This is a genomic window from Sulfurimonas iocasae (assembly GCF_047716755.1).
GTDB lineage: Bacteria > Campylobacterota > Campylobacteria > Campylobacterales > Sulfurimonadaceae > Sulfurimonas.
The window spans coordinates 1,942,344-1,968,312 of record NZ_CP180409.1; the positions used below are offsets into that span (position 1 = coordinate 1,942,344).

Sequence of the window (25,969 nt, forward strand, 5' to 3'; positions counted from 1 at the left end):
TATTTCCTAAAGAATTAATCATACCTGGAATAATAGCAATCCTTTATAAAAGTATATTTCTGTCGAAGTTCTTCGATCCATGCTTCTTGTTCAACAGATAAAATAGCATCACGATTGTCGCTAAGATCAAGTTCGGTTAAATTAACTAACTTCACAATCTCTTCTGGAAGCTTGGTGAGTTCATTTTCTGGAATATAAAGGCTGGTCAAATTCACAAGATTTCCAATTTCTTTTGGCAGTTCGGTAAGTCTATTTCTTGAAAGATTAAGACTGGTTAAGTTTGCTAGATTTTCAATCTCTCTTGGGAGCTTTGTGAGATCATTGTAGCTAAGATCAAGGCTATTCAAATTCCCTAAATTGCAAATCTCATTTTGGAACTCAACAAATCTATTGAATGAAAGGTTGAGCGCTGCTAAATTTACTAGATTACGAATCTCTTTTGCTAACTCAGTAAGTCTGTTTCTTGAAAAAGCAAGACTGGTTAAATTAACAAGATTTCCAACCTCTTTTGGAAGTTTGGTAAATTCGTTATTATCAAGAGTAAGGCTAGTTAAATTAACAAGATTTTCAATCTCTTTTGGGAGCTCAGCAAGATCATTTCCTTCAAGGTCAAGTTTAGTTAAATTCACCAAACTCCAAATTTCTTTTGGTAGTTCGGAGCACTTTATATACGAATAGTTTAGGTGGGTTAAATTCACTAGGTTCGCAATCTCTTTTGGGAAATAAATAAGATTGCTAAAGGTTAAGATAAGCGAAGTCAAGTTCACCAAATTTCCAATCTCTTTCGGTAACTCAGCAAAGCTAGTGTTTCCAAGATCAAGCGTAGTCAAGTTCGCCAGATTTTCAATCTCTTTTGGGAGCTCAGTAAGAGGAACATAAGTAAGATTAAGTCTGCTCAAATTTTTAAGGTTCCAAATCTCATTTGGGAGTTCGGTAAGTCCTTTATTGGCTGCAAGGTCAAGATCAATCAAATTTACCAGATTACCAATCTCTTTTGGCAGCTTAGTGAGACCACATAAACTAAGATTCAATTTAGTAAGGTTCACTAGATTGCCAATCTCTTTTGGTAAACAGGTGAGTTTATTATCTCTAAGATTGAGCTCAGTTAAATTCACTAAATGCTCTTTATCTCTTGGAAATCCGTACCAATTAGCTTTGTTATATCTACTTCTCTGCTCTAAATCAGGAATATTATTTTCATCTGCCCATGCCCATAATGCTTGTATCCACTCTTCATTCACTTCTTCGGTAACCGAGGCTTTAGATGAGAGTATTTTGTTAGTGATGTCCATCAAGTTCTTGGTCTTTGATAAGACGGCGAATGTGTTTTGTTTTATTATTGGTGAGTTATTTGTCATATTGATTTCTCTTTTATATCTTCCTTGTAGAAAACACTTTCATAAGATAAATTTATTTCATTTACGAGAACTATTTTGTAATCTTTGAATTCAGGGTCTTTTTCAAAAATTACAATATTTTCACCACCTTGATTTCGGCTGCTATCAAATATAAAACCATCATATCCCATTGCAACCATATCATCCCATTCAGCCATAGTACATCCTAATTTTAATTTATTCTTTCATTTTCATATTTCACTCGCTGTCTTATCGCCCCGATAGTTGCTACACAAGGGATTAATTTTTGATAATCCTCTCTGCCTATCGTATAAATTGCAAAAGCACCAAGTCCTGCCCATCCTACTGGGCCCAAGATCAAACTCAAAAGCGAAGTAGCTGCTGTGTAAGCTCCAAAACCAAGTGTTCCCATTGTTATTGTGCTCATTGCTGTTGTTAAAAAAGTATAAGTGGCAAATCCACCTAAATTACCAAGCACTATTAAACCTGCAATCCCAGAAAGATTTTTAGCTGAATTTGAATCAAACATTGTAGCAACTTTATTCATCTGTTCATCAAAAGACGCTTTCTCTTTGTCTGACATTTTTTCATACGCCTGTTCTAAAAGTTTCAATATGATTTGCTCTTCTGCTTTTTCTACATACTCAATTCCTTTTTGGAGGGCAGCATCTCGATTATATTCTAAAGCATCAATTTCATCACAATGGCGAACTTCTAGTAAATAAGATGGAAATCCTTCTATCTCTAGTTTATCCAAAACATCATCTACTATGTCGATGTAGCCTGTCCCTTCTCCCCTATAGAGATTCATAAAACTATTGCCACCTTCTCTTGAAAGTTCTTCTTGAATTTTTTTAGCAGAATATGGCTTTTTTTGATATTTGCTTAGGATTTTTGTAAGAGATAATTTCTCTTCATCTGTCGCTTTTTCTAGCAGTTCTGATAGGACATCATTTGAAATGAATTTACTTGGCACTAGAATCTCCATTTAATATTTTTTGCGATTAACTTATCAATCTTCTTTTGATGAGGAAAAGAGGTTTAAGGTCATCGTCAAGTTTATTAATAAATCTCAAACATTCTCCTTCTGAAGCGTTAAAGTATACCTCAATAAGTTCTTCAAATGGAAACCGTTCTTTCGGGGTAAATAACTCCATTTTCTTAATCTTATCCGCAATTTCAACAGAAAAACTCTGATTCTCTTTTAAAACTACAAAATAATTACTTTTCATAAAATCTCCTTAAAAATTCGTGGATACTACAGTTTTGTTATGCTATAACGCTAATCTTTTCTTTGTCTTGTAGTTGCATTTTCACAAGAACATTCTATATTAAATTCATTATTTCCAATACTATTTATATTCGCTAATGATATTCCAAACTTCCCACCACCACATGCAAGAGACAATAAATATGATAAAGAATGTTCGTCTTTTAATTATAAATCATTTGGTATTTTTGAACCTAGTTTTTTTAGTTCACTTGCAATGAAAATTGCATGTTCTTTTTGAACCATTGATTTTTCATTATATGTTGTCATCTTTTTGCCTTTTTTATTAAATTGTGCATAACGTTTGACTTGAGAAATAAGTTTCCCGTTAGGGTAGCTAATTTCTCTCCAAGATTTTGTTATACTTTATCGTATTGATACAGGCAGAACCATTGAAGCTCCATCATTGTCCTGATAAAAAACATCACTTTGTCCATTTATCTCTTGAATATTAATATCTAAGGTACTATTCATTACACGCACTCTTTGAATAGAATTATTATTCTGAAATACATTAGCCCAAATCCCAATAGCAATAACTAGTAAAATTATTTTTGTGAAATTATCATTCATATAAACTCCATTTTTTGTTGTATAACTATTTATTTAAGGAACATTATAACAAAAACACATAAATCATTATAGATTAACAGAATATGGGGTGAGTTCCACAACCTGTTATTTTTGGAACAAAACATAAAATCAAAAGTGAGTATCAATAAAGATTTTCACGGTAAATTGTGAGGATTTCTATACGTTCATCTGAGATACGGTATATAATACTAAAACCTTGATACACTAATTTTCTAGTATTTGGTGCTAGTTCTTCACTAGGTCTGCCTGCTTGGGGAAAATGATTGAGAGTCTCAATAATATATTGACGCAACTTTTTTACATAAGAAACTGTCGTCTTTTTTGATCCACTTTGTTGATAAATATATTCTGCTAATGCCTCAAGCCTTTGATACGCTTTTTGAGAAAAATCAATTTTCATATTTAGCTAGAACCTTATCAAAAGCTTCTTCAATACCAATAATATCACCTCTTTCGATTTCTTTTATTGATTCTTGGACTTCACGCTTCAAAGCAGCATGGGTTCTATTGTATTCATCAAGTGAAATCAATACAACACTTTTGTCATTTTTAGTAGTTATGATAATTTCTTCATCATTATCACATGCATCATCAATCAGAGTCTTGAGATTGTTACGAGCATTTGTGTAGTTTACAGCTTGCATATTAATCCTTTTATATGACAGGTTTCTGTCATTTTAGCATATTTATTCAAAGATTTATAAAAATTTTTACAATTTATTCTATTTTGAGCTACATAGCAGACTTTTATATGCCATAAATAGTCAACTTCAACAAAAGGATTTACTATGAATGTAGGTTATGCAAGAGTTTCGACCTCCAGCCAAAATCTTGAGAATCAAATTGATCAACTTAAAGATGCTGGCTGTGTAAAGATTTTCTCTGAAAAAAAATCTGGTAAAAATAAAGCTGACCGTCAGCAGTTTAATATCATGATGGATTTCGTTCTAGAATGAGATATACTATTTATTACAAAGCTTGATAGATTAGCAAGGTCTGTAATAGACCTTCAAAATATTGCTAAGTTTTTAGAAGATAAAATGTTGATCTCAAAGTCATTCAACAAAACATTGACACCACGACACCAGCAGGTAGATTATTGTTTACCATGTTAGGCTTAATGATGGTTTAACTAATCTTCAATTATGGTTTAATGATGATTTAACTGATATTCAATTGTGGTTTAACTAATCTTCAATGATGGCTTAATGATGATTTAACTGATATTCAATTGTGGTTTAACTAATCTTCAATGATGGCTTAATGATGATTTAACTGATATTCAATTGTGGTTTAACTAATCTTCAATTATGGTTTAATGATGATTTAACTGATATTCAATGATGGCTTAACTAATCTTCAATTATGGTTTAATGATGATTTAACTGATATTCAATTGTGGTTTAACTAATCTTCAATGATGATTTAACTGATATTCAATGATGGCTTAACTAATCTTCAATTATGGTTTAATGATGATTTAACTAATCTTCAATGATGGATTAATGATGATTTAACTGATATTCAATGATGGCTTAACTAATCTTCAATTATGGTTTAATGATGATTTAACTGATATTCAATTGTGGTTTCATACAATAAAAGTAATAGTTTTATCCAAAAGTAAACCCCTCAAACAAAGCAAAATGGGTACGCCAAAGAGAGTGTAAAAATAACTGTGTAAACCCTAACAATTAGATTTATTTGATATGATAATCAAGTAAATTATTTGTAAAGGATTTACACATGAGTTTAATCAACCACGAAGAGTTAAAAAAACAATTAGCATCTGGAGAGTTAACTTCCCTAGATGATATTACAAATGAGTTTAAAAATATACTCAAAGAAGTAATACAGACTGCGTCCCAAGAAGAACTAACTTCACACTTAGGCTACGATAAACATCAAGAATCAGATAGTTCAAACTATCGTAATGGCTACAACGAAAAAACTATAAAATCTAAGTATGGAAACATTGATGTTGCTATTCCAAGAGATAGAGAATCCAGCTTTGAGCCACAGCTTGTAAAAAAGCGTGAAGTGCTCTTAGATGGAAGTGAAGATTTGATTTTATCACTTTATACTAAAGGTATGAGTGTAAGGGACATACAACATCATCTTGATGATCTCTATGGATATGAGCTCTCAGAACAAACTATCTCCAACATAACTTCTAAGATTATTGAAAAAGCCAATGAGTGGCAGAACCGCCCACTTGATGAAATCTATCCAATTATTTTTATGGATGCGACTGTACTAAAAATCAGAGTTGACAGAGTTGTAAAAAACATAGCTGCATATATAATGTTGGGAGTTACCCTTGAAGGTAAAAAAGAGATTATCGGTATTTGGATAGGAGAAAATGAAACTTCTAAATATTGGCTTACTGTTCTCAATGATATTCAAAAGCGCGGTATACAAGATGTTCTAATATTTGCAATAGATGGTCTTAACGGCTTTAATGAAGCTATAAAAGCTGTTTATCCTAAAGCTGAGATACAAAGATGTATCGTTCATCAAATCAGAAGCTCACTCAAGTTTGTATCATGGAAAGACAGAAAAGCAGTTGCTAAGGATCTTAAATCTGTATATTCAGCTCATAATGAAGAAGACGCTCAATTAGCCCTTACAGATTTTAATGATATTTGGGGTAAAAAATATCCAAATATTACAGCCTCTTGGCAAACTCACTGGGCTGAACTTTCAACTTTTTTTAAATACCCAGATTCAGTCAGAAAGCTGATTTACACTACAAACCCAATAGAATCTCTAAATGCAACTATCAAAAGAAAGACTAAATCTAAGGGCTCATTTCCTACCGTAGAATCTGCTTTTAAAGTTATGTATCTCGCCACACAGGAGCAACAAGAAAAATGGAATATGTCTAGTATAAGAAATTGGTTTGAGATTTATCCCCAACTTAGTATATTTTTTAGCGAAATTATGTCAAAATATACTAAGTGATTTAGGAATAAGAGGTGGGTTTACACAGTTTATTTTACGGTCTCACGCCAAATATCAAGCGAGTATCCCATTTGTATATACATTTGCTAACGCAATCATTCCGTAAAAATCTCAAGTGATTTTTTCTTCATTATGTATATCCAACCGTTACATAAAAAATAGTAAACTTGTTTTTTATTCCACTATGAGCTACTCGCTTTTTCTTCGCTCCAAGGAGACTCTGAAAAAACATTTTAAAGAATATTTATACAACAAGTAGACACTGTGAATGTTCAAAATTCTTTTATGATTTGTTCAGCACTATAAGTTTGGCCTTTTTTTCGACTCATATTTATCTCAATTTATTTCATAATATTTTAACTGTTTTAGAAATTAACCTTTCTGAATTTCTGTCTTTAATATTTATGCCATTATATTCTTTTCAGTCTAACTCTGCAATTTCTTTAGCAGCTTCAAGAAAGATATTAATTGCGCTAGTAAATTTAATACTTTTCTCATTATCAAGAATCAACACTAAATTTCTAGATGCTGCATCTTTCAATAGTTTATCAATATTAATCCCTCTACAGCTATCTTTAAAACTCGATTTTTTGATCAGTTCTTCTATACTTCTAATAGTATGCTTATTTTCTAGCTCGGTATATATATTTTTACCTTCCCTATTAAACTCCCAAGAGATAACTGCTAAAACCAACATAATATTTCTAGAAAATTTTTCACTTGTGATACTTGAGATAACATAGATAACTTCTGTGTTTTTTACTAACTCATAATCATAGGATTTTTGGAAAAAATCAATGTAAAACTCTAAGTTATCACTTATAACTTCAAACAACTCTTCATTATGTAGAATGAACTTACCATTTAGCAAATTTTTAACTATCTCAAAATGTTTCTCAGGGTAAACAAAACTAATATTAACATTCATTACAATACCTTTTTTATGCCCACTATTGGCACATTCATTATTTTATCTTCTAATCTTATTTTTTCTCTCTCGTTATCAGCATATGTGGCTTCGATTTTTCTGTTATGTATTAACTTAGATAGCTGAAGAAACATCTTAGAGTCAACTATCTCTAACTCTTGTGTTAACTCAGTATAGATCCAATTATAAAAATTATTTACCGGTAGTGCTTCCTCCAGCTTCTTAAGATATTTTGTTTCATCATACATCCATTCTTTCTTCACAGTTTCAATACTCTGCATCACAACATCTTCTTGTATCTCGTAATACCCGTCCCATATATCTTTAGCATCCCAAATAGCATCTTTAAAATAGACTTTGTTATTTGTTTTTTGTAATAGTTTGGGCACTTCATACTTTTTATTATTTCGAAGAAATAAACTAAAGCCACTCAATAGAACACTCTCAGACTTTATCCTCTCTAAAAGCGGTCCTACCTCGTTAATCAACAGCCGATTATTATTCTGAACTTCACGCTCTACTCTACAAAAAGCTGTATAAACTTTTGTATATAGTCTTTGCACAATAATGTCAGTATTTAAAAACCGCTGCTTATTCGCTTCTTCACTTATATCTGCAATGATAGACATAAGTGAGTCGCTATGGTTTTGCATAATAATATTAAATGGCTCAAGATATAAACTAGATAATTCAGAAGCTTTTTTCATCTTTTGTTTATAGTTTAATTTATCGTTATTAACTTTGATGTACCTTGTTTCTTCTATTAGTTTTTTAATATTTCTTTTGAGTTGGCTCTCAAATTTACTTATCTCTTTATCTAACGATTTTGTATACTCTATAACTTCATTTTTACTTTTTGAGCTCTTTAACTTTGTGTATAACTCAGTTAATGAAAGATGATACTTAGATATTTGCTCTGGCATATCAAGCGATGTTTCATCTAACAAACTCTCAATTAACGTGTACCAAACCTCTTTTATCTTAATAGATTCATCAACCATCTCTTCTAATATCTCATATTCAAAAAGTTTATCTATTGTCGAGTCTCGATCAAATATAATTTTTAGCTGAGAGTACAGGATAGCTCCATACTCTTTTTCCAACTTATAAATCACTTTTATTTCGTTAAAAAAATTACTTACAAAAGCAAGAATCTGAGCTGGTTCATTCATACTGTTTCACCTATAACCACTTGCTGCTCTAAATAACGATTGTGTTTACTCAACTGCTCTCTTATTCTAACAACCTCACTGATAGTAGAGTTTTTAACTTTCTCATAAACAGTATCTTTGGCTTCTCTTTTCCTTGAAAATTCATTATAAAGCTTGTCATAATTATCTGGAATATATATTTCGCAGTTATCAAACACTTCTTTTGCTTTTAAAAATTCATTTAGACCTAAAAAATCATAATCTCCAAAGTGTAAATATTCATCACACTCGATGTTTGACAGTACTTCTTTTCTTGGTAGTCGACCATAAAAATGTATATAAGTGTACTCATCGCCTAAGATCTTCTCTACTTCTAAAAAGGGCTGTAGGTTTTCTACAAAACATATTTTTTTCGTTTGAAGCGTTTGAAAGACTGCACTAAATATTTTAAACTCTTGTGTAGCATGTTTCAGGTCTAATTCTTTACCGTTGAGTGTGATTTTTTGAGTGCCTCGTATAAAGATTACTCTATCTTTTTTTAACGCTGTCGCCTTAGTATCTCTATACTTTAATTGGTTGTCATATTCAGTCGTAACATCAAGATTACCTCTTGGGTATTTCTTAGTGTAAAAAACTTCAAATTTGTCCTGCTTAGAGACTTCGTAGTAGTACCCTCTTCCGCTATGAACTTTATTAATAATTTTAGCTTCGAGTAACATACGAAACTCAGATGAAGACGATACCGATTTTGGAACCTTATTGGCCGCTCGTCCATTTAATTGTAAATTATTATAAAAATTAAATTCTACTTTTCCCATAATATCGCCCTATTCTCATCTACAACTATCTGACCGTTACTCAACTCTTGTAGGTCATAATACTTTTGAATATTTATTTTCTTATCGGGACTGGCAAAAATAGGTATTAAGTTATTTTCTTTACATATTCTAATTAATTCAGCACTATTGTCATCATCAACTGCACTAAGCTCATCCACATACACTACAAGCTTGTTATCTTCATCTTGTATGATTATATTTTTTATTATAAGTATAAAAAGCATTATCTTCAAAATTTTATCTGTACCCGTTGACTCTATCTGCTTGTTTAAATTAGCTTCTTTTCCATTGATAACAAATGCGACATCAAACAAATCTGCCAGTGTAAACACTTTTGATTTACTAATATAGCCTTTTAAAATATTGATCTGCTCTTCATAAGTGGAAGCATTGTTTTCATCAAAGTCAAAAAGGTCGTCTTTCTTTATTTCCGCAATCTGTTTTAGAACATAAATTATATTTTGATTCTTAACTAATTTAATCTCAATAGTTTGAATGTTTGAAACTTTGTACTTCTTAAATGCCGTGTTAACGGAAACAATGTATTTTTCAAAATCTTCCAGCTCTCTTAAAAAAGTTTTTGTTGGAGCACTAATCTCGTTCGTTATATTTTGAATAAGTTCAGAAACAGTATTTTCTTTATCTTTGATAGTGTCAATTTCTTCTTCTACCTCTTTAATAAAGTCACTCTCTAAAGCATGTTCTTTTTGTAAAATATGTTTTAAATCACGAAAGGTGCTATTTTTATCATCCTTTAGTTTATTTAATTCTTTTCTAAGAGTTTTTATCTCTTCAGCCAACTCATCAATTGTTTTACCAGAACTATTCTCTATATTGCTATTTTCTAGCTCTTCTAGTTCGTCTCTAAACTGTATATGATATGCATTTAAAATAACTAATCTTTGTCTTGAACTTTGTTCTTTCTTTTCTTCAGCTTGAACTAATAACTCCGCTGCTGCTAACTTTTGCTTATTTTCATCTGCCTTGGATATTGTTTCTGATAGTTGCGACATTAAGCTTTGTTCTTCTTCTTCCAGAGATGTAATTTTATTTAGTATTTCAGGCAGTCTATTTATCTCTTTAATTTGATTTACGATAATAGTAATTTCTTTTTCTAATCCATCTATCTTTACTTTAATCTCATTATAGTTCTCAATATTATTTTTAACTTTTATATATTTTTCTATCAATAGTTCGACTTGTTTCAATTCTTCTGTTAAGCTTTCTATCGTAATGAAATCAACTTTTGATATGCTAGATATATCTATCTCACCGTCAAAGAGTTTTAACGAGCCATCACTTATAATTCGAACAATCTCTACTATTTTTTTCTTATCTAACTGAAGAACCTCTTTTGACAACACACTACCTATCATTCTTTTAGTATCTACATCTTCTGATATGTGATGTATGAGTAAATTCTCATAGTTTTCTATTTGTTTTGATAGCTTTTCTTGTTTAATTTTCTCACTCTTTATTAAACTATTAATTCTATCAAGTGTGTAGTTCTCCTGTTTAATTTGCTCTAAATCATATTTATATTTATCCACTTCAGTATTTAAATTTTCTTGTGCTGCTTTAAGAAAATTAATATCATCGTACTTTGATATTTTCTCTTTTATCTGAAGTTCTTCATCAAGACTTTTTCTCTTATGTTTTAATTCTGATTCTATTGTCCCCTGTTCTACACCTATCCTTCCCATATTGTTTTTCAGTGGCTGAATTTTTTCATTTTGAATAGTCTTTATCGTATCCGAAGATGACAAAATAATAGCTTCGAGCTCTTTCTTTTCAGCTTGATATAGAGATAGAAAGTCAGAGTAGTATTGTGAAAGAACAGAACTCTTCACTACGAACTCACTAACGACATTTTTAAAACTAGCGAACTCTTCTTTAATATTTTTCAGTCTTTCTATAACTCTTTGTTGCTTCTGCATACTTTGAATATTGTCACTGTCTATATTTGTAAACTCTCTTTTGATTTTCTCTTTGTTATCAGATACTAACAGAGACTCTTTTACTGCATAATTATCTATCTGGGTTATATCTAACAGATACCTATACACCCTGCTAAATACGCTTTGTTTATTTTCTTTTAACCACAGTACCGTTTTATCTCGTTTAGAGTGCCCATATAAAAGAGTTTTGTATTTTTTATTGTCAAGTTTAGAGATATTTCCCAGTAAGTTTTCTTGGATTGACTCAAATTTTAACAGTTTAGAGTTCTGTATAATTTTATCTTTTATCTCATCATAGGATGAGTCTATCTTATAGTATTTAAGGTCATTGTTTAAACCTCTTTTCATCAAGATACAAAAATATCCATCTTTATATATCTCAAAAAGTATATAATTTTTATCAAGCTTTTTAAAATAAAAGTTTAATGTCTCTTTTGGGGTGTGATCAAAGTTCCAATCTTTTTGACTTGGTAAATATAGAAAATTAAGTACACTAATTAATGTCGTCTTCCCTAAATTGTTTCTACCTACAATTTGAATGGACTCTACATCATTTATCGTAATAATCCCTTGTTCATATTTTGCACAATTTAGTAAAACTATTTTAGTTAGCATATTTATTTCCTCTAAGTATATAAAGTATCAATTTTATAATTATAATTACTTACTGCGAACTAATAGTTCGCAGTAAGTATTATTGTATAACTTCTTTTAATTTTTTAAGAACTTCCACCATTGCTAAAGTATCAAGTTTACAGTACTCAAGTAAGGCTATTCTAGTTTCTTCTTTTTCTTCTCTACTCATGCTAGAAAGTTTTGGAAAAGCATTCATGGCATCGCTACCATTTTGAATGCCATTTAAACTTTTATATGCTTCTGCCATTTCCGGCACTAATGATGGTAAGACATATTTAATAGAGTAGCTTCCTTGCATTTGTGGCGTAACATAGTACTTTTTTTGAAAAGGAAACATTAAATCTTTCGTATTCTCATTTATAGAGAGTAGATGATCTTTGAACTCAGGAAAACTCTCAGCTAATTTAGCATTTACCCCTTTTTCAAAACTCATGTTATAAGCTAAAACTGTAGCATCCATATGGATATCTTCAACAAGTCTCTTAGCCAATTCATAACGAGGGTCAATACCATCTTCTCCTAGAAACTCCTTATGCTCTATAGTTCCATTAGAATACTCTATATGAAGCGAATACTGAAATGGTATCTGTTGGTATGGGCTAATACCTTTCCACTCAGGAATGGCTTGTTGAAAGGTCTCAAAATCTAAATGATAAATAGGATAGCTCAGTGTGTTAAGAAAATCTTTTATATTATCTTCATCTACAAAAGTTAGTTGATCTTTCCAGTTTTGAACTTTTTGTTTTTGTATAGCGGTCATGGCATAACCGTCAGGAATATCTTCTATATTAACTATGCCTTGTTCATAAAGTTCTATCTGCTTCTTACTGCCAAGATTAAAAATATTGAACAATGAGTACTCAGGTATATTTCTCTGAACTTTCCAACAGTACTCTTTTGCATCACATTCATAAGGCTTGTTACAATGACTTCCAATATCAATGTCTGGCTCATTATCTTTATCGGATAGATATGATTCAAACTCTTCAAGCCTTTTAGGAATATCTACTTGTAAAGCATTTACTTCATCGCTTACATCCACAATCTTAAATAGCCCATTTAAATCAAGCTCATCACCTCGAACATAAGAACTGTCAATATGTACAACATTACTACTGATTACACTGTATCCAAGCTCTCTAAGTACATATAATTGTATAGAAACATCATGTAGGTAAATATCTTTTACACTACTTGAACTTTTTACTTCATATATCTCTAGTCCATTGGGTGTTATTTTTAAAATATCTACTAAAACAAGGATGCCATCATATAAAAAAGTAGCTTCATAGACGTATTTTAATCCCTCATTCATCCACTCTTTTGTTGTTTCAACCATTCCGCTAAAATTATCAGGATTATAAATAACTTCTCTTCCATTTGGAAAAAGCTTACATGCTAAGTCACCAACTATATTACCAGTTTCAAATCTTGCTAACGCTGTTGCATCTGGAGGTGTAAGTACTTCTTTATTATATTTTTTTAGCCATAGTGCTTTTGGGCATTGGATTGCTTTTGTGTATAGGGATTTGGATAGGTTCATCATTTTATTCAGGAGTATACTTTACAACAACTTCATTAATTTTATCAATCATGGCATTTACCTTATTTTTTTCTTCCTCAGATATACCATCCCAATATTCTGTTTCTTCTAATTCATTATTGGTATGTAGAAATTCAATCAATTTAACATAGTTAAACTCTGTATCCTCACCATTATTAATTTTCAATTTAACTTCTTCACCTTCTTTAAAAAATACTAACTTCATACCGTCTCCTCAAATTTTTTCATATTATATTTTTTAACTCTCTTCCTTATAGACATTTTCCCACCATCTGTAATAGTTGCTATGTGATCTACTACACTTTTACCATCTATTCTTCCTTCTAAAGGATTGGAAAGAATCTTTATTTTTCCATCGTTCTTACAAAGTATTATATTTTGTGCATCACCAAGCATTGGAATAGTTGCATTATGAGAAACAATAATAATTTGTTTATGATTTTTAATCTTTTTTATTGACTCTATCAATCCTTTATTAATGTAACTATTAGCTAAATTATCTTCAGGTTGATCAATAATCAATGGTGCACTATCTCTATCATAACCTAGAATAAGATCCAATAATATTGATGTTTTCCACCCTGCGCTTAAGGAATCAAATTCCTTATTATCTTTTGTAACTATTTTATACTTTCGCTTATTCATATTTTCAAACTCAATATAAACCTTTGACTTAAATTCTTCATAATTATCAATTTTTGGTCTATCTTTATAATTTGCTAAATACAGTTCACTAGGTTTCAATTCATCTAAAGTATCAATTTTATGCTCTTTTTTTAGAAATTGATTTATAGTTTCTAAAAAAATACTTCTATTAAGTTTAAAAGTATATTCAATTGAAAGCTTATGCCCCATAGATTCAATTTCACTACTTTGAATTGATAAATTATAGTTTTGTATTTCTTGAAGCTTACTTTTAAATTTATTTAAGTTATTTGTATACCTCTGTATAGCATCAATCAGTTTATTAAAATTATCCTTTTTTTGTTGAGTTTCCTTATTAATCTCAAGGAAAAAACTATCTAAATTATTTTTTCCATCATTTATTTCTTTTCTTATTTCTTGTTCAAAAGAAGATACTAAAAAGCCTTTTGTTAACTTATCTTTTAATACCTGTATTTCGGACTCATCATATTCAATAAATTGATTCTTTTTCATAAATATATTAATTTCATCGAGATTACTAATATGACTATCATAAACTGATTTTGGATAATTTAACTTTTCTATTAGGATAGTGGATGGCTGTAATAATTCGACTATATTCTCTTTTACTTCTGAATTTTGTATTAGCCTATTTAAAACGGGTATCTTTGATATTTCTTGTTCGGCTATTTCAATATTTTCAACATAAGTAATCAAACTGTCAATATCTTGTTTTAATTTTAATAAGCCACTGTCAATACTATTTTTAACATCTTCCGCATCAGGAAATACTTTCTTAATAATATCTATCTTTTCAATCTCATTTTTATTATTAGCAATCAATTCAATAATATAATTTTGATTAATATAATGAGGAATACAGCCTGAAGGGTTATCCATTGCAACATCTTCTACTCCAAAATTCAAATAATTTGATTTTGAAAAATCACCTAATGACTTAGCAACCATGGTATCTACTAACAATGTTTTTCCACTAGAAGAATCTCCAATAATAACATTTAGTCCAGATGTTAATTTAACATCTATATCAATATAGTCATTTTCAAGTTTAACTGACTTTAAATATTCTGACCAATAGTCAGGCTTTTCTACACTATAAATCAATCTTGAATGTTCAGATAATGATAATCTCAAACCACTAAAAGTTGCTTCTGCTAACATCCAAGTTGGTATAAAAGGACTTGCATCTTTTGCCTTTGCTTCTGGATATTTTACTGGATTATAATTATCTGTGCATGTAATTAAGTTTATAAACTCATTAATTCCTAATTTCTCAAAATAACTTATAGTTTCTTCAAGCCCTTTTTCATTTCTAGCTGTAAACCCATCAAACTGATTATAATAAAGGGTTTTTTCTAATCTAGTATCAAAATGTGTATCAACTGATTTATCAAAAGTACTATGTGATTGTCCGCCATGAGGTAAAAGTAAAAAATCATACTTGTCAAAATTCCTAATAATATCTTCTATATTAATTGTTTTACTATAGGGAGGTTGAATTTTCTTATTAGGATATAATTGATCTAAAATACTATTTATATCATCTATTTTTTCTTCAGATATTTCTTCTAAATCAAAATATATGTGGCAATGGTATGGTGATTTTTCTAGTGAGTTCCATATATGTAACTCCACCCCTAAAATTACATTTGTTGTTTCCTTTAATAATTCAATATATGCTAATTTATTTATCATATTATGATCAGTCAGAGATATCAAAAACTTAGATTCGTTGTTAACTTCTCTTATTTTACTTAATAAAGTATTTACATCATACTCTTTATTCGGATTGTTTTCATCTTCTGATGTGTGAATATGTAAATCTAAATATACCGGTTCCAAAATCAACTCCTTTTATAAAATTATATTTGCAGTTTTATATATCAATTTATGTGTTGGACTACTAGCTTTATCTATTAAAAAATCTTGCAGCTCTTCGTTCTGATTATTTGTTTTATTAAAGACAATAAAATAACAAAATATCTCATCATTCATTTGCTTTAATCTTTCAAATTTTTCAAAATCCTTTTTTATTTCATTTAAAAATCTTACACATGATTTACTTCTATTAAATTTTAACTCAAATATAATTCCACCTTCAAGAAAGTAAAACCCTTTTGTTGGCATTTTAATATCACGTGTACCATTTTCAATAGAAAGATTTGAAGGGTTAATTAAGCTTATATCTGGTTTCATAGTGAGCCTTCCATTATTATCGAACCATGAGACTTCGGTATGAACATAGTGAGTTTTAAAATCTTCTTCGTTGTTAGTTCGTTCTATTTGATTCAACGATTCAATTTCAAGTAACTTCTGATATAAAATACATTGTAAATCAGTTTCAGTTAATATCACTGCTTTATTTTCATTATAAAATTCTCCTATTTCATCGATTTTTTTTTCAATCTCTTCTCTTAACTTTTCATTATTTACTTTATTCATATTAACATCCTCATATCTCTATAAAACTCGTCCCATCCCCGTTAGGAATAACCTTTATCTGTAAAGGTATCCGTTCTTTTAAAGCCTCCACATGTGAAATAACCCCAACCATTTTTCCACCACTTTGTAAAAGGTTTAAAGCGTTAAGAGCCGTCTCTAAACTATCTTCATCCAGCGTTCCAAAACCTTCGTCTAAAAATAGTGAGTCTATTGCTATCTTTTGACTTGCGAGTTCTGATAAACCAAGTGCTAAAGCAAGGCTTACTATAAAACTCTCCCCACCAGATAAAGTACTTACAGGACGAACTACATTCCCTTGATAAGCGTCTATAATCTCAAGCTCTAAGAGTTTGTCTTGGGATCTTGCTAATGTGTAGCGAGAACTTAAAATATTTAGGTGCTGATTTGCTAGATTTATGAGCTGATCTAGTGTTATACCTTGTGCAAACTTTTTAAACTTTGTTCCATCAGCTGAACCTACTAGTTCATTTAGTTTTACCCAGACTTTAAAAGACTCTTTTTTCTTTTCTAGAGATAGTATTCTCTCTTTATGTTTGTCACTGTTTTCCTGATTAAGTTCTAACTCTTTTTTATCACTTCCTATACTCTCGGCAAGTGCATCTGCTTTTTGTCCTAACAAAGCCTGTAAAACTTCTAGCTCTTCTATTGGTTTATCACTAAGAGGTTCTTTATTATGTTCTTGTAATTTGTTTATAGTTTCTGCTTTAAGAGTTTGCGTTTGTTTATATCTGTCTTCTATTGTCTTACACAAAGTAGACAATTCTTCTCTCTCATTTTTATCAAGCATTGCATTTTGCAGTTCCTGTGCATCTTTAAAATCATTTTGCTTATATAGTTCTTCTAGTTCAGCTTTTAGTGCATCTAGCTTTTTCTCATCTTCAGCTATTTCTATATCTAAACTTTTTTTATTAGCTAATCGCTCTTCACTCTTTATTTTAAGTTCATTTAGAGCAGTTGTACATAGCTGTTTTCTTTCTTGTGCCATTTTATACTTGGTAGTAATCTCTTTTTCATGAACATCCAAATCAGCTACATTAAGTATCTCTATTCGCTTAGAAGATAACTTAGCAAGATTTAGCACCAACTCTTTTATATTTGCTTCTATTAGTTCAATCTCTTTTGCTAATAAAGTGGCTCTAGTCTCACTCTCTTTTTTAATTACACTGCATTTATTTAACTCTATATCTAATACTTTTAAAGCCTCTGATGTTTCTATATAAAGCTCTTTTCTACTTACAAGCTCTTTATACTGAATATCTAATTTTTCTAGGTCTAGTTTTAGGTCAAACTTCTCTAAATCCAACTCCATACTTTTTAGATATTCTTTGATTTTTGCTTCATTAGATTTTACAGCTAAAATCAGCTGCTCTTTTTCAGTGCTTAGTTTTTCTAAAACACTTTTTATCTGGTCTAACAACTTCTCTTGGACTTGAAGTTGTTTACCCGCACTATCTCTTTGTTTTAGTAGTTCATCTTTTTGAATACGGTTTTGCTTTACAACATCGAGTTTTTTAGTAAGTACTTCCTCTTTTTCCTTGAGTTCTATTTCACTATCACTTGTAGGTTCAAAGGAGTATTGTTTAAAAAGATTCTTAAGAGTCTCTATCTCTTTGTCTAACTTTTGAATTTCAAGTATTGATGTCTCTTTTTTTGTTTGTGCAATACCTAAGCGTAACTCTAACTCTTTAAGAGCCTTCTCTTTATCTTCTAACTCTTTAACTTGACTTGCAATCATCTGCTTAGTTTTATCTATATGAACTTCGTTTAAACCATTTACATATGGGTGTTCTGTAGAACCGCACAGTAAACAGGCTTCACCATCAACAAGGTTGTTTCTATCTTCTTCATATTTTTTAAGTAGTTGTTCTTTTTCCTGTTTTTCTCGAAGTGTCTCTATATGCTTTTTTATTTCGTCTATATACTGCTGAGAAACACTTTTTGTTTCCATAAGAGAATTCACCAGATCACTATTTTTCTGATGTTCTTCAAGCTCTTTATCTTTATTTTTGGCAACCTTAGTATAACTTTCTAATGCTCTTGTTAGAGTTTGTGTATCTTCTAAACTTTTTTTACTGCCCTCTTCTATTTTAAAGTCATTCAGGCTATTTTGCTCTAATTGTATATATACAAGTTCTTTCTCTTTAAAAATAGAAGATAGTTTATCAACTTCCTCTTTTTTTAGATTATAGTTTGTATCTTGACTAAGAAATGTACTTTCAGAAGCTTCCAACTTACCTTGGTTGTTAGTAAGGCTTTCTCTCTCTTTTTTATACTCTCTGATATTTTGCTCTATCATCCCAATAACAGATAATAGCTTCTCATCTTTAGCATTGGTAAGAAGATAAGATTTTTTAGTATCCACTTCTTTTTGTATATCGTTATGGTCTTTAACAATTGAATTTAGAGAATTTGTTATCTGCATTAAATTCTCTTGCTTACCCTTTAGTAACTTCTCTTCTTTACTAAGGTTTATCTTTGCCTCTTTCTCTTGCGTTTGTATTTCACGAGCCTCTTTTAGCTTCTGATTCTGTGCTTCAAACTCGGCACTATCCTTTTCAAATTCTTTTTTTATAACAGAGTGCTCTTTATCTTTGTTCTTTATCTCTTCATCTAGAAGAGTAAGTTCTCCAGTAAGTTTCATTGCTGTTATTTTATCTACAGATACACTCTTTTGAAGTTGCGCGTGAGATGAAAAAGTAGCAAAGACGTTAAGCGCTCGATTTGCTAGAGCCAACTTAAGAAAGGAATTTTTACTCTCCTCTTTTAGCTTTGCAACCTCTTTGAACTCCTCTTCATATCTTCTACTATCCTTTGTAAGCTCAGAAAGTCTTTGTAGCCAGCTTAGAGATAACGTAAGCTTTTTCAGCTCTTCATCAGTCTCTCTTTTTTTAGCAATATTTTCATTAAGTTGTTTTTGCTTCTCTTCAACGACTGTCTTGTCTAAAAGTTCTATCGACTCCAAGATTTTTTTATCAGAATCCATCTCTTGCTGAAAGCCACGATGTTTTTCAAATATAGCAATAGAAATATCCGCATATATCTGCGTTCCCGTTATCTTTTCAAGTAGTGCAGAACGCTCTTTTTCATCAGCTTTTAAAAAGGCATCAAAGCCACCTTGAGCAAGTAGCATAGACTGAGTAAAACGACCAAAATCTAATCCTGACAGCTCTTCTATCTTTTTAGGCACTTCTCTCGATTTTAAAGGTAAGATTTTGTCTTCTTCTAAATCGATAAGTTCCATTTTGGCTGTTTGAAATACACCATCATATTTTTTGTGTGCTCTTTTTTGTGTCCATGAGGAACGATATGTTTTACCTCTGATTTCAAACTCAACTTCACAGTAAGCTTCACCAGAGTGTCGTGACATCAAATCATTTGGATTTTTTAGTCTTGCAGTTCGTCCATATAGAGCACAAGAGATGATATCAAGTATTGTACTTTTCCCAGAACCTGTTGGCCCTGTTATTGAAAAAAGAGCACTATCTTTTGTGAGCTCTGCAAAGTTAATCTCAGTTATGCCTTTTAAAGAATTAATATTGAGAGACTTTATTGAAATTATTTTCATGAGTTTTGAACCTCACTAACAATCTGTTTGAAATTAACTACTAGCTCTTTAACAAAAGCTTCATCTTCTAAACCATCTTTTTCCATACGACGTTCAAATACATCTAAAGGCTTTAATTCTTCAAGACTTATTACATCAAAATCTTCTTTATGAAGTGCTTTTTCTGTTTTATCTATCTTAACCGCCAAAAGTATAAGTTCTAATTCTTCTGCTTTGTCTCTTATGACTTGGTTAGCATGGAAAGGATTTTCATCATTGAGATGGACTTCTATCCATGTATTCTTATCTTCTACAGACTCAAAGTCTTTTAAAATAGATGTAACATCTCCACGCAAAACTAACAAAGGTCTATGAAGTGGTATATCTAACTCAGTAACTTTTATAGTTTTATTCTCAAACTCTACGATATTTACTTTTTTCTGTGACAAAGATTCACTAAAACTGAGAGGTATTGGAGAGCCACAGTAACGTACATGTTCACATCCAACTTTTTGGTTAATATGAAGATGTCCTAAAGCTACATAATCAAAATGCTTACTTAAAAAGTCACTATCTATATCTAGTGTGCCTCCTATATATATTTCACGTTCAGAGTCACTTGTTTTACTGCCAACTGTTGTTAAGTGTCCAGTAGCGATAATAGGTATATCTTTCTTGTCTGAAACTATTAAAGCTTCTTTATAAACATTATTATAGTGCTCTTTTATCCCTTGAGTAAGTGATGACTCTTTATCATTCATAGTTTGGGCACTCACTGACTGGCGAACTACATAATCTCGTAAATATGGAACGGCACAAACAATCCCCTCCAGTTTATCTTTCTTATAAACTTCAACAACTTCATTTTCATTTTCATCACCACTTGTAATGACATGAATATTTAGTGCTTTTAGTAGTTGCTTGGGAGCTTTTAAAGTAGCTATAGAATCATGATTGCCAGCAGTAATAATAATATTTTCACATGAAGACAAAGAAAGTTTTGTAAGAAAATTGTAGTAAAGCTCCAGTGCATAATTAGGTGGTGTACCAGTATCAAAAATATCTCCGGCAACAATTAGAACATTTATATTCTCTTCTTCTATAGTCTTAAGCAGCCAAGTTAAAAAAGCCTGATGTTCTTCTTCTCTACTTTTTCCCATAAAGCTTTGTCCTAAGTGCCAATCAGATGTATGTAATATTTTCATCAGCTACCTACTCACAATATCTTCATTTACAGGATCATATCGATACTTCACAATATCACGATTAATGATAAGCTTTATAGCTTCATCTATAATAGCCAATGGAGCAAAAAACCATTCTCTTGGTCTATGTATCTCTCCATTTTCATCTGCTATAGTCACATCTAAACAACTATTACCAAAAAACTTATGCATCAAACCTTCTAAATGTTGAGCATCATAGTTAAACACTTCAATATCTCGGAGTACATGTACAGGAGCCATTAAATATGTAGGTTCATTAACAGAATTTTTAATTCTTTCATTTACAGGTACTGTTGAAAACCCAATTTTATACAAATCTTTTTTTGTACTAATCCTATCATCAGTACTTAGTGATTTTAGAACATATATATGCCCTCTTGAGATATCATCATGAGTAATGCCTTTTAGTTTATCCATCACTCTCTCTTCAAGCTCAGTAACCATTTTTCCACTATCTCTAAGTCTTTTTCCAAGAGACCTTAGTAGCATATTTGACTGCGTACCATTTTCAAAGATAAGAGTGGTTCTTCTATTGATCTTACCACTATTTCCTCGCTTAGGTGCTTCTATATCAGCTATATATAGTAGTATTCCATCCAGTACACAAAACACTCCAATATCTAATTTACTCTCTATTGAATCTACTATACGTCTTTTCCCAGATTTTAAATCCCCTTGACATGCTATAAATAGATTCTCATACTTCTCAAAATCTTCACATCTTTCTCGCCTAGCTACCATGTCAGCTTCGGCTCTATCTTTATCAAACTTTGGCACATTTTTTAAAGTGAAAATATCTTCATCATCATTATCAAATATACCTAATGAATCGTTAGCAAAGATATCATCAATTGTATTTATCTCAACTTCTGATTCGCTAGATGAAAGTAACTTAAATCTATCATATTTTTGGAGAGATACTCTCTTCTCAGGATTTTCACGTATTCCTTTTAATCTAGAGAACAGCCCTCTCTCATTCATATCTGTAGATTTATCTGGCTCACGGTTATTTGTTTCGTAAAAAGTGTTTATCTCTTCAAAAGATGCTATCAGTCTATCATCAGCTGTAACAACTGGATTCTTTACTTTTATATCTAAGATACCTGAGGTATCACTAGCAAAAATATCATCTAGTATTGTATCTTTATCCATTAGCTCGTTTTCTCTTCTCTTCTTTTAGATATATGATACACTCAGCCATTCTTTTTTCTAGTGGATCATCAGATTTTAAATCTGGCTCTTTGCCATGCTCTTTTATAAAAGTTTGGATTTTAGGCCATAGTATTTTTGCTTCATCTATATCCATTTTGATTCTTGTTGATTCTATAGATTCCTGTATAAGTTTTAGAACGCTTGTAGTCACTGACTTTGAAAGTATCTCATAGGCTTTTTGGAAAGGATTTATCTTATTTATCAAGTCAATATTCAAGTCTTCTATATTGATAAACTTATCTGCCATTTTTACAAACTTCTTATCTGCAGTAATCTCCAATTCAGGTGTCACAAAATCTACTGCTACTCTTTGAGCTATTTCCTTTGCCTCATCCTCTGTTATATCAGGATACTTGTTCATAATTATTTTAGGTATGATAACTGTATTAATAACTTCAGGGTCAATATTTCCAGATACCATTTGTGGCATTTTTTCATCTTGAAGTATCGCTGCTTTTATATCATTTAGGTCACTTTCTATAATATCACCAATTCTTTTTCTACTTGGTTCTTTTATACCCATACGACTAGCTATTTCCCCTCTTGTTTTTGGATCTAAACCACTATCAAATTTAGCTTTAAACTTAAAACTAGGTGCTAATACTTGTTCCATAAGTAATGATGCTGTTATGGCTTTAAGCATATTGTTTACAGATACTTTCACTTCATCATTTTGTGCATCTGGTTGAGCTATGAGATTTGTAAACTGTGCATGATTTTTATTATTGCTATCTCTTGTAGCTCGTCCTATTATTTGTATGATTTCTGTCAGTGAGCTTCTATATCCAACAGTTAGTGCATGTTCACAATATGGCCAATCAAAACCTTCTTTTGCCATTCCTAATGCGATAATCAAATCCATATCATCTACACTCGTCATATTTCGTAAATATGTTGCTAACTTATCTCTCTCTTTTTTATCGTCATTGACTAAATCTGCTACCTTTAAAAGTTTTCCGTCTTCATGTCTTTTCACTATCATCACACCATCGTCAGTAGTCTCTTCAACAGTACCGATAATATCTAAGATAGTTCCAACTTCTTTGTATTTATCTTTAGTGGATTCACCGGCATTTACATTTGGAATATGAAGTATAGTTTTTTTATCGGTATCTAGTATCTCTTTAATAGCACTCGTATATCTACCTTGGTAAAAGTGATAGCCAATACCTAGGGATTTTAGAAACTCATACCCGTTTAATTGCTCGTAGTAGTTGTAAGTTACTTTAGTAAATTTAGCTTCATCTTCTGGCATTAGAACAGGTACACTGTCCCCTCTAAAGTATGAACCTGTCATAGCTACTATATGAACAGAAGATTTTTCCATAACTGAACGAATAAGTTCGCCAAGTATATTCTGTCCATCAGCTGACACATGGTGAAACTCATCTATAGCTAATAAAGTATTATTAAATTTTGAGTCATCAAGATGATCAAATGCAAATCTTAGTGTGGCATGAGTACAGATTAAAATTTTCTCATCACTAGAGAGAAACTCTTTAAATGCTTCTACTTTGCTTGTAGACTCTTCGGAAGTACAAAGGTTGTATTTTTCATTAACTTCCCAATTGGCATAAAAGCCAAAAGACTTTAAATCGGTAGCTCCAAAGGAACCACCGATTGATCTCTCAGGAACAGCGACTATAACTTTTTTCAGTCCTTGGTTGATAAGCTTATCAAGTGCTATAAACATCAAAGCTCTTGACTTTCCAGATGCAGGTGGAGCTTTTAGTAGTAAGAACCTTGCATCTCTTTGCTCATAAGCTTTTTCTTGCATTTCTCGCATACCAAGGTCATTGGTAGATTTACTAGCACCTGTTTGTTCGTAATGTACTTCTACTATATTTTGCATCACTTCAACCTTTTTATATCTTCTTCAAGCTCTTTTATACTTTGAAGTTTTTGTTTTTTTAATTCTTTATATTTATCTATAAGTAGCACTTCTTTTTTTGCTCTCTTTAGCAAATCATTTGATTTTATTCATTAGTTTACCTTACAAGTCAAACAAGTATCAAGCAAATTTATCGCAGAGAAAGCCTTGATATAGGTTGTTTTGTATATATTTTCAGCAAAATTTAAGTTCTCAATGAAACAACGGTGAAGCAAATTTGAGATCATTTTGCCCACCATGGTATATACTTTCTTGCTTTAGTTCCAACACTTTCATCATAGATATAAATTTTTTCCTCTTTGAGTGTTTCGTTAATGATTTTTGAGACCATAGAAATATTTTTCTTTTCTATGGCAAATCTTTCTCTTAAAGAAGTATTTGTCATATAGTCTCGTTGAATATATCTTAAGCTCGCATGTTGATAACAAGCTCGTGTTTTATCCGACTTATCCATATCCTTGAGTTCTTTATGAGCGAATAATATTGCTATCGTATGCTCATTTGTCGTTTCAAATATAGGCGCAGGAAGTTGATAGATTTCACTCTGCATTACTATTTTATCGACACCACTTCCTCTCTCTTCACAAACACCGATTCGTCTCATAAAAGAAGCTAAAGCTTCATTTCTTGATTTTGGAGGAGAGTCTAAAAATCTATCTGTATCAACAAGGGGTGTCCCAGGATTGGTAACTTCAAAGCGATTTGAAAAAATTTCAATCATAACAGAACTTCCTGTTTGAAAAAAATCTTGATGAATAATAGCATTGGCTACAATCTCTCTAATTGAAAGTTCAGGATACATCCTTATATTTTCTCTAAATGCTTGTTTAACAACTTCATTTGAAGGCAATATATTGTTTATGTAATCAATCAAGCCTTCAAACCCAACTGCATATCCCTTATTTCCTTCTCTCTCTTTAATAGTTTCAAATTTTGTATTGTCTTTATATTGTATAACTCTAATTGCTTTGCGTTTTAAGTTACTGAAGCTATTTAAATTTTTTGCAAAAAGAATAGCACCTAAGTTTGTTATGGAGTATTTTCCGTTTTCTGTTTTCTTTATGAGGTCGTCACTCACTAAACTCTCTAAAATTGCTTGTCTATTCTCTGGTAATGGCAAGTTTAAGAGTTCAAAATATTTTGTATATTCTAAATAATTTAAAACTTCACTATCATCTATATTATCTACTGCTATCTGCTTTTCAAAAGGAACTCTGTCAAAGACCCTCCAGAGTTCTCTCTCTTTTTCAGGCAACTCTTTTAACTTCTTTTTGTGAGAATTTAACCGTATATATTCCACCCCACTAAATGTAACAGGGTTTATATTGGCAGGTGCTATTTCTAGTAAAACTACCTCTTTTTCATCTATCATTACTTCATAAAATTTAAAATCTATTTTAGGAGTTAGAAGTCTTAATAACCAGTTTTCTAATGCTTCATTGCCCTTTGTAGTAACTGATGGCTTAAATGTAGTTCCAAGTATTTTATGAGTTGAGTCATCAATTCCCCATATCATGTAAGCATTCGTTTTGCTATTAAGTGCTGCTGAATTTGATAAAGCGCTTATATATTCACCTATCATCTCTTTATCATCATTGTTATGCTTAAACTCAAGCCATTCAGTCTCATTGGGTTGCTTGAGCAACTCTTTTATAAGAGATATTATATAGTCGTCACTTCTAGTTATGCTCATATTGGCTCGCTT

General features: G+C 31.0%; 21 protein-coding genes. 2 read left to right on the plus strand and 19 right to left on the minus strand.

Going from position 1 to position 25,969, the window contains the following annotated elements; all coding sequences use genetic code 11:
* Positions 1 to 14 precede the first annotated feature (14 nt).
* The 6 genes from ACLHDE_RS09880 to ACLHDE_RS09905 all read right to left on the minus strand — a co-directional run bounded on the left by ACLHDE_RS09880 (position 15) and on the right by ACLHDE_RS09905 (position 3,866).
* Positions 15 to 1,358, minus strand: coding sequence for a leucine-rich repeat domain-containing protein (locus tag ACLHDE_RS09880; protein WP_415396257.1), 1,344 nt, complete (start codon positions 1,356 to 1,358; stop codon positions 15 to 17).
* Entirely contained in the window at positions 1,355 to 1,555 is a 201-nt protein-coding gene (locus ACLHDE_RS09885; RefSeq protein WP_415396258.1) for a hypothetical protein, read from the minus strand. The genes ACLHDE_RS09880 and ACLHDE_RS09885 overlap by 4 nt, the downstream gene beginning before the upstream one ends.
* A gap of 14 nt (positions 1,556 to 1,569) precedes the next feature.
* Positions 1,570 to 2,334 carry a hypothetical protein gene (locus ACLHDE_RS09890; RefSeq protein WP_415396259.1) on the minus strand — a complete coding sequence of 255 codons (765 nt, stop codon included), beginning with the start codon at positions 2,332 to 2,334 and terminating at the stop codon, positions 1,570 to 1,572.
* Positions 2,335 to 2,362: 28 nt separating this feature from the next.
* Positions 2,363 to 2,590, minus strand: a complete 228-nt coding sequence (locus ACLHDE_RS09895) for a hypothetical protein (RefSeq protein ID WP_415396260.1) — start codon at positions 2,588 to 2,590, stop codon at positions 2,363 to 2,365.
* A gap of 753 nt (positions 2,591 to 3,343) precedes the next feature.
* Entirely contained in the window at positions 3,344 to 3,622 is a 279-nt protein-coding gene (locus tag ACLHDE_RS09900) for a type II toxin-antitoxin system RelE/ParE family toxin (RefSeq protein WP_415396261.1), read from the minus strand.
* Complete coding sequence (locus ACLHDE_RS09905) at positions 3,612 to 3,866, minus strand: type II toxin-antitoxin system Phd/YefM family antitoxin (RefSeq protein WP_415396262.1); 255 nt, start codon at positions 3,864 to 3,866, stop codon at positions 3,612 to 3,614. The genes ACLHDE_RS09900 and ACLHDE_RS09905 overlap by 11 nt, the downstream gene beginning before the upstream one ends.
* Positions 3,867 to 4,010: 144 nt before the next feature.
* On the opposite strand from ACLHDE_RS09905, the gene ACLHDE_RS09910 reads away from it, so the two are divergent.
* Positions 4,011 to 4,178 carry a recombinase family protein gene (locus ACLHDE_RS09910; RefSeq protein ID WP_415396263.1) on the plus strand — a complete coding sequence of 56 codons (168 nt, stop codon included), beginning with the start codon at positions 4,011 to 4,013 and terminating at the stop codon, positions 4,176 to 4,178.
* A 790-nt stretch (positions 4,179 to 4,968) separates the two neighbouring features.
* Complete coding sequence (locus ACLHDE_RS09915; protein WP_415396264.1) at positions 4,969 to 6,186, plus strand: IS256 family transposase; 1,218 nt, start codon at positions 4,969 to 4,971, stop codon at positions 6,184 to 6,186.
* A gap of 421 nt (positions 6,187 to 6,607) precedes the next feature.
* Here ACLHDE_RS09915 and ACLHDE_RS09920 read toward each other — a convergent pair whose 3' ends face one another.
* The 13 genes from ACLHDE_RS09920 to ACLHDE_RS09980 form a co-directional block, all read right to left on the minus strand.
* On the minus strand, positions 6,608 to 7,114 hold the full coding sequence (locus tag ACLHDE_RS09920) for a condensin complex protein MksE (RefSeq protein WP_415396265.1): 507 nt from the start codon (positions 7,112 to 7,114) through the stop codon (positions 6,608 to 6,610).
* A complete protein-coding gene (locus ACLHDE_RS09925) occupies positions 7,114 to 8,286 on the minus strand; it encodes a hypothetical protein (RefSeq protein ID WP_415396266.1) in 1,173 nt (390 codons plus the stop codon). The genes ACLHDE_RS09920 and ACLHDE_RS09925 overlap by 1 nt, the downstream gene beginning before the upstream one ends.
* Positions 8,283 to 9,083, minus strand: a complete 801-nt coding sequence (locus tag ACLHDE_RS09930; protein WP_415396267.1) for a hypothetical protein — start codon at positions 9,081 to 9,083, stop codon at positions 8,283 to 8,285. The genes ACLHDE_RS09925 and ACLHDE_RS09930 overlap by 4 nt, the downstream gene beginning before the upstream one ends.
* On the minus strand, positions 9,071 to 11,677 hold the full coding sequence (locus tag ACLHDE_RS09935) for a hypothetical protein (protein WP_415396268.1): 2,607 nt from the start codon (positions 11,675 to 11,677) through the stop codon (positions 9,071 to 9,073). The genes ACLHDE_RS09930 and ACLHDE_RS09935 overlap by 13 nt, the downstream gene beginning before the upstream one ends.
* Positions 11,678 to 11,756: 79 nt before the next feature.
* The gene (locus tag ACLHDE_RS09940; protein WP_415398537.1) at positions 11,757 to 13,241 is read right to left on the minus strand and encodes a DUF2779 domain-containing protein; all 1,485 of its coding nucleotides are present in this window, start codon (positions 13,239 to 13,241) and stop codon (positions 11,757 to 11,759) included.
* 4 nt (positions 13,242 to 13,245) lie between these two features.
* Positions 13,246 to 13,467 carry a hypothetical protein gene (locus ACLHDE_RS09945; protein ID WP_415396269.1) on the minus strand — a complete coding sequence of 74 codons (222 nt, stop codon included), beginning with the start codon at positions 13,465 to 13,467 and terminating at the stop codon, positions 13,246 to 13,248.
* Positions 13,464 to 15,770, minus strand: a complete 2,307-nt coding sequence (locus ACLHDE_RS09950) for a hypothetical protein (protein ID WP_415396270.1) — start codon at positions 15,768 to 15,770, stop codon at positions 13,464 to 13,466. The genes ACLHDE_RS09945 and ACLHDE_RS09950 overlap by 4 nt, the downstream gene beginning before the upstream one ends.
* A 12-nt stretch (positions 15,771 to 15,782) precedes the next feature.
* Positions 15,783 to 16,370, minus strand: coding sequence for a hypothetical protein (locus ACLHDE_RS09955; protein WP_415396271.1), 588 nt, complete (start codon positions 16,368 to 16,370; stop codon positions 15,783 to 15,785).
* A 10-nt stretch (positions 16,371 to 16,380) separates the two neighbouring features.
* A complete protein-coding gene (locus tag ACLHDE_RS09960; RefSeq protein ID WP_415396272.1) occupies positions 16,381 to 19,956 on the minus strand; it encodes an SbcC/MukB-like Walker B domain-containing protein in 3,576 nt (1,191 codons plus the stop codon).
* A complete protein-coding gene (locus ACLHDE_RS09965) occupies positions 19,953 to 21,140 on the minus strand; it encodes an exonuclease SbcCD subunit D C-terminal domain-containing protein (RefSeq protein ID WP_415396273.1) in 1,188 nt (395 codons plus the stop codon). The genes ACLHDE_RS09960 and ACLHDE_RS09965 overlap by 4 nt, the downstream gene beginning before the upstream one ends.
* 3 nt (positions 21,141 to 21,143) lie before the next feature.
* Positions 21,144 to 22,313 carry a GIY-YIG nuclease family protein gene (locus ACLHDE_RS09970; protein WP_415396274.1) on the minus strand — a complete coding sequence of 390 codons (1,170 nt, stop codon included), beginning with the start codon at positions 22,311 to 22,313 and terminating at the stop codon, positions 21,144 to 21,146.
* Complete coding sequence (locus ACLHDE_RS09975; protein WP_415396275.1) at positions 22,306 to 24,225, minus strand: DEAD/DEAH box helicase; 1,920 nt, start codon at positions 24,223 to 24,225, stop codon at positions 22,306 to 22,308. The genes ACLHDE_RS09970 and ACLHDE_RS09975 overlap by 8 nt, the downstream gene beginning before the upstream one ends.
* 262 nt (positions 24,226 to 24,487) lie before the next feature.
* Complete coding sequence (locus ACLHDE_RS09980; RefSeq protein WP_415396276.1) at positions 24,488 to 25,957, minus strand: ATP-binding protein; 1,470 nt, start codon at positions 25,955 to 25,957, stop codon at positions 24,488 to 24,490.
* Positions 25,958 to 25,969 lie beyond the last annotated feature (12 nt).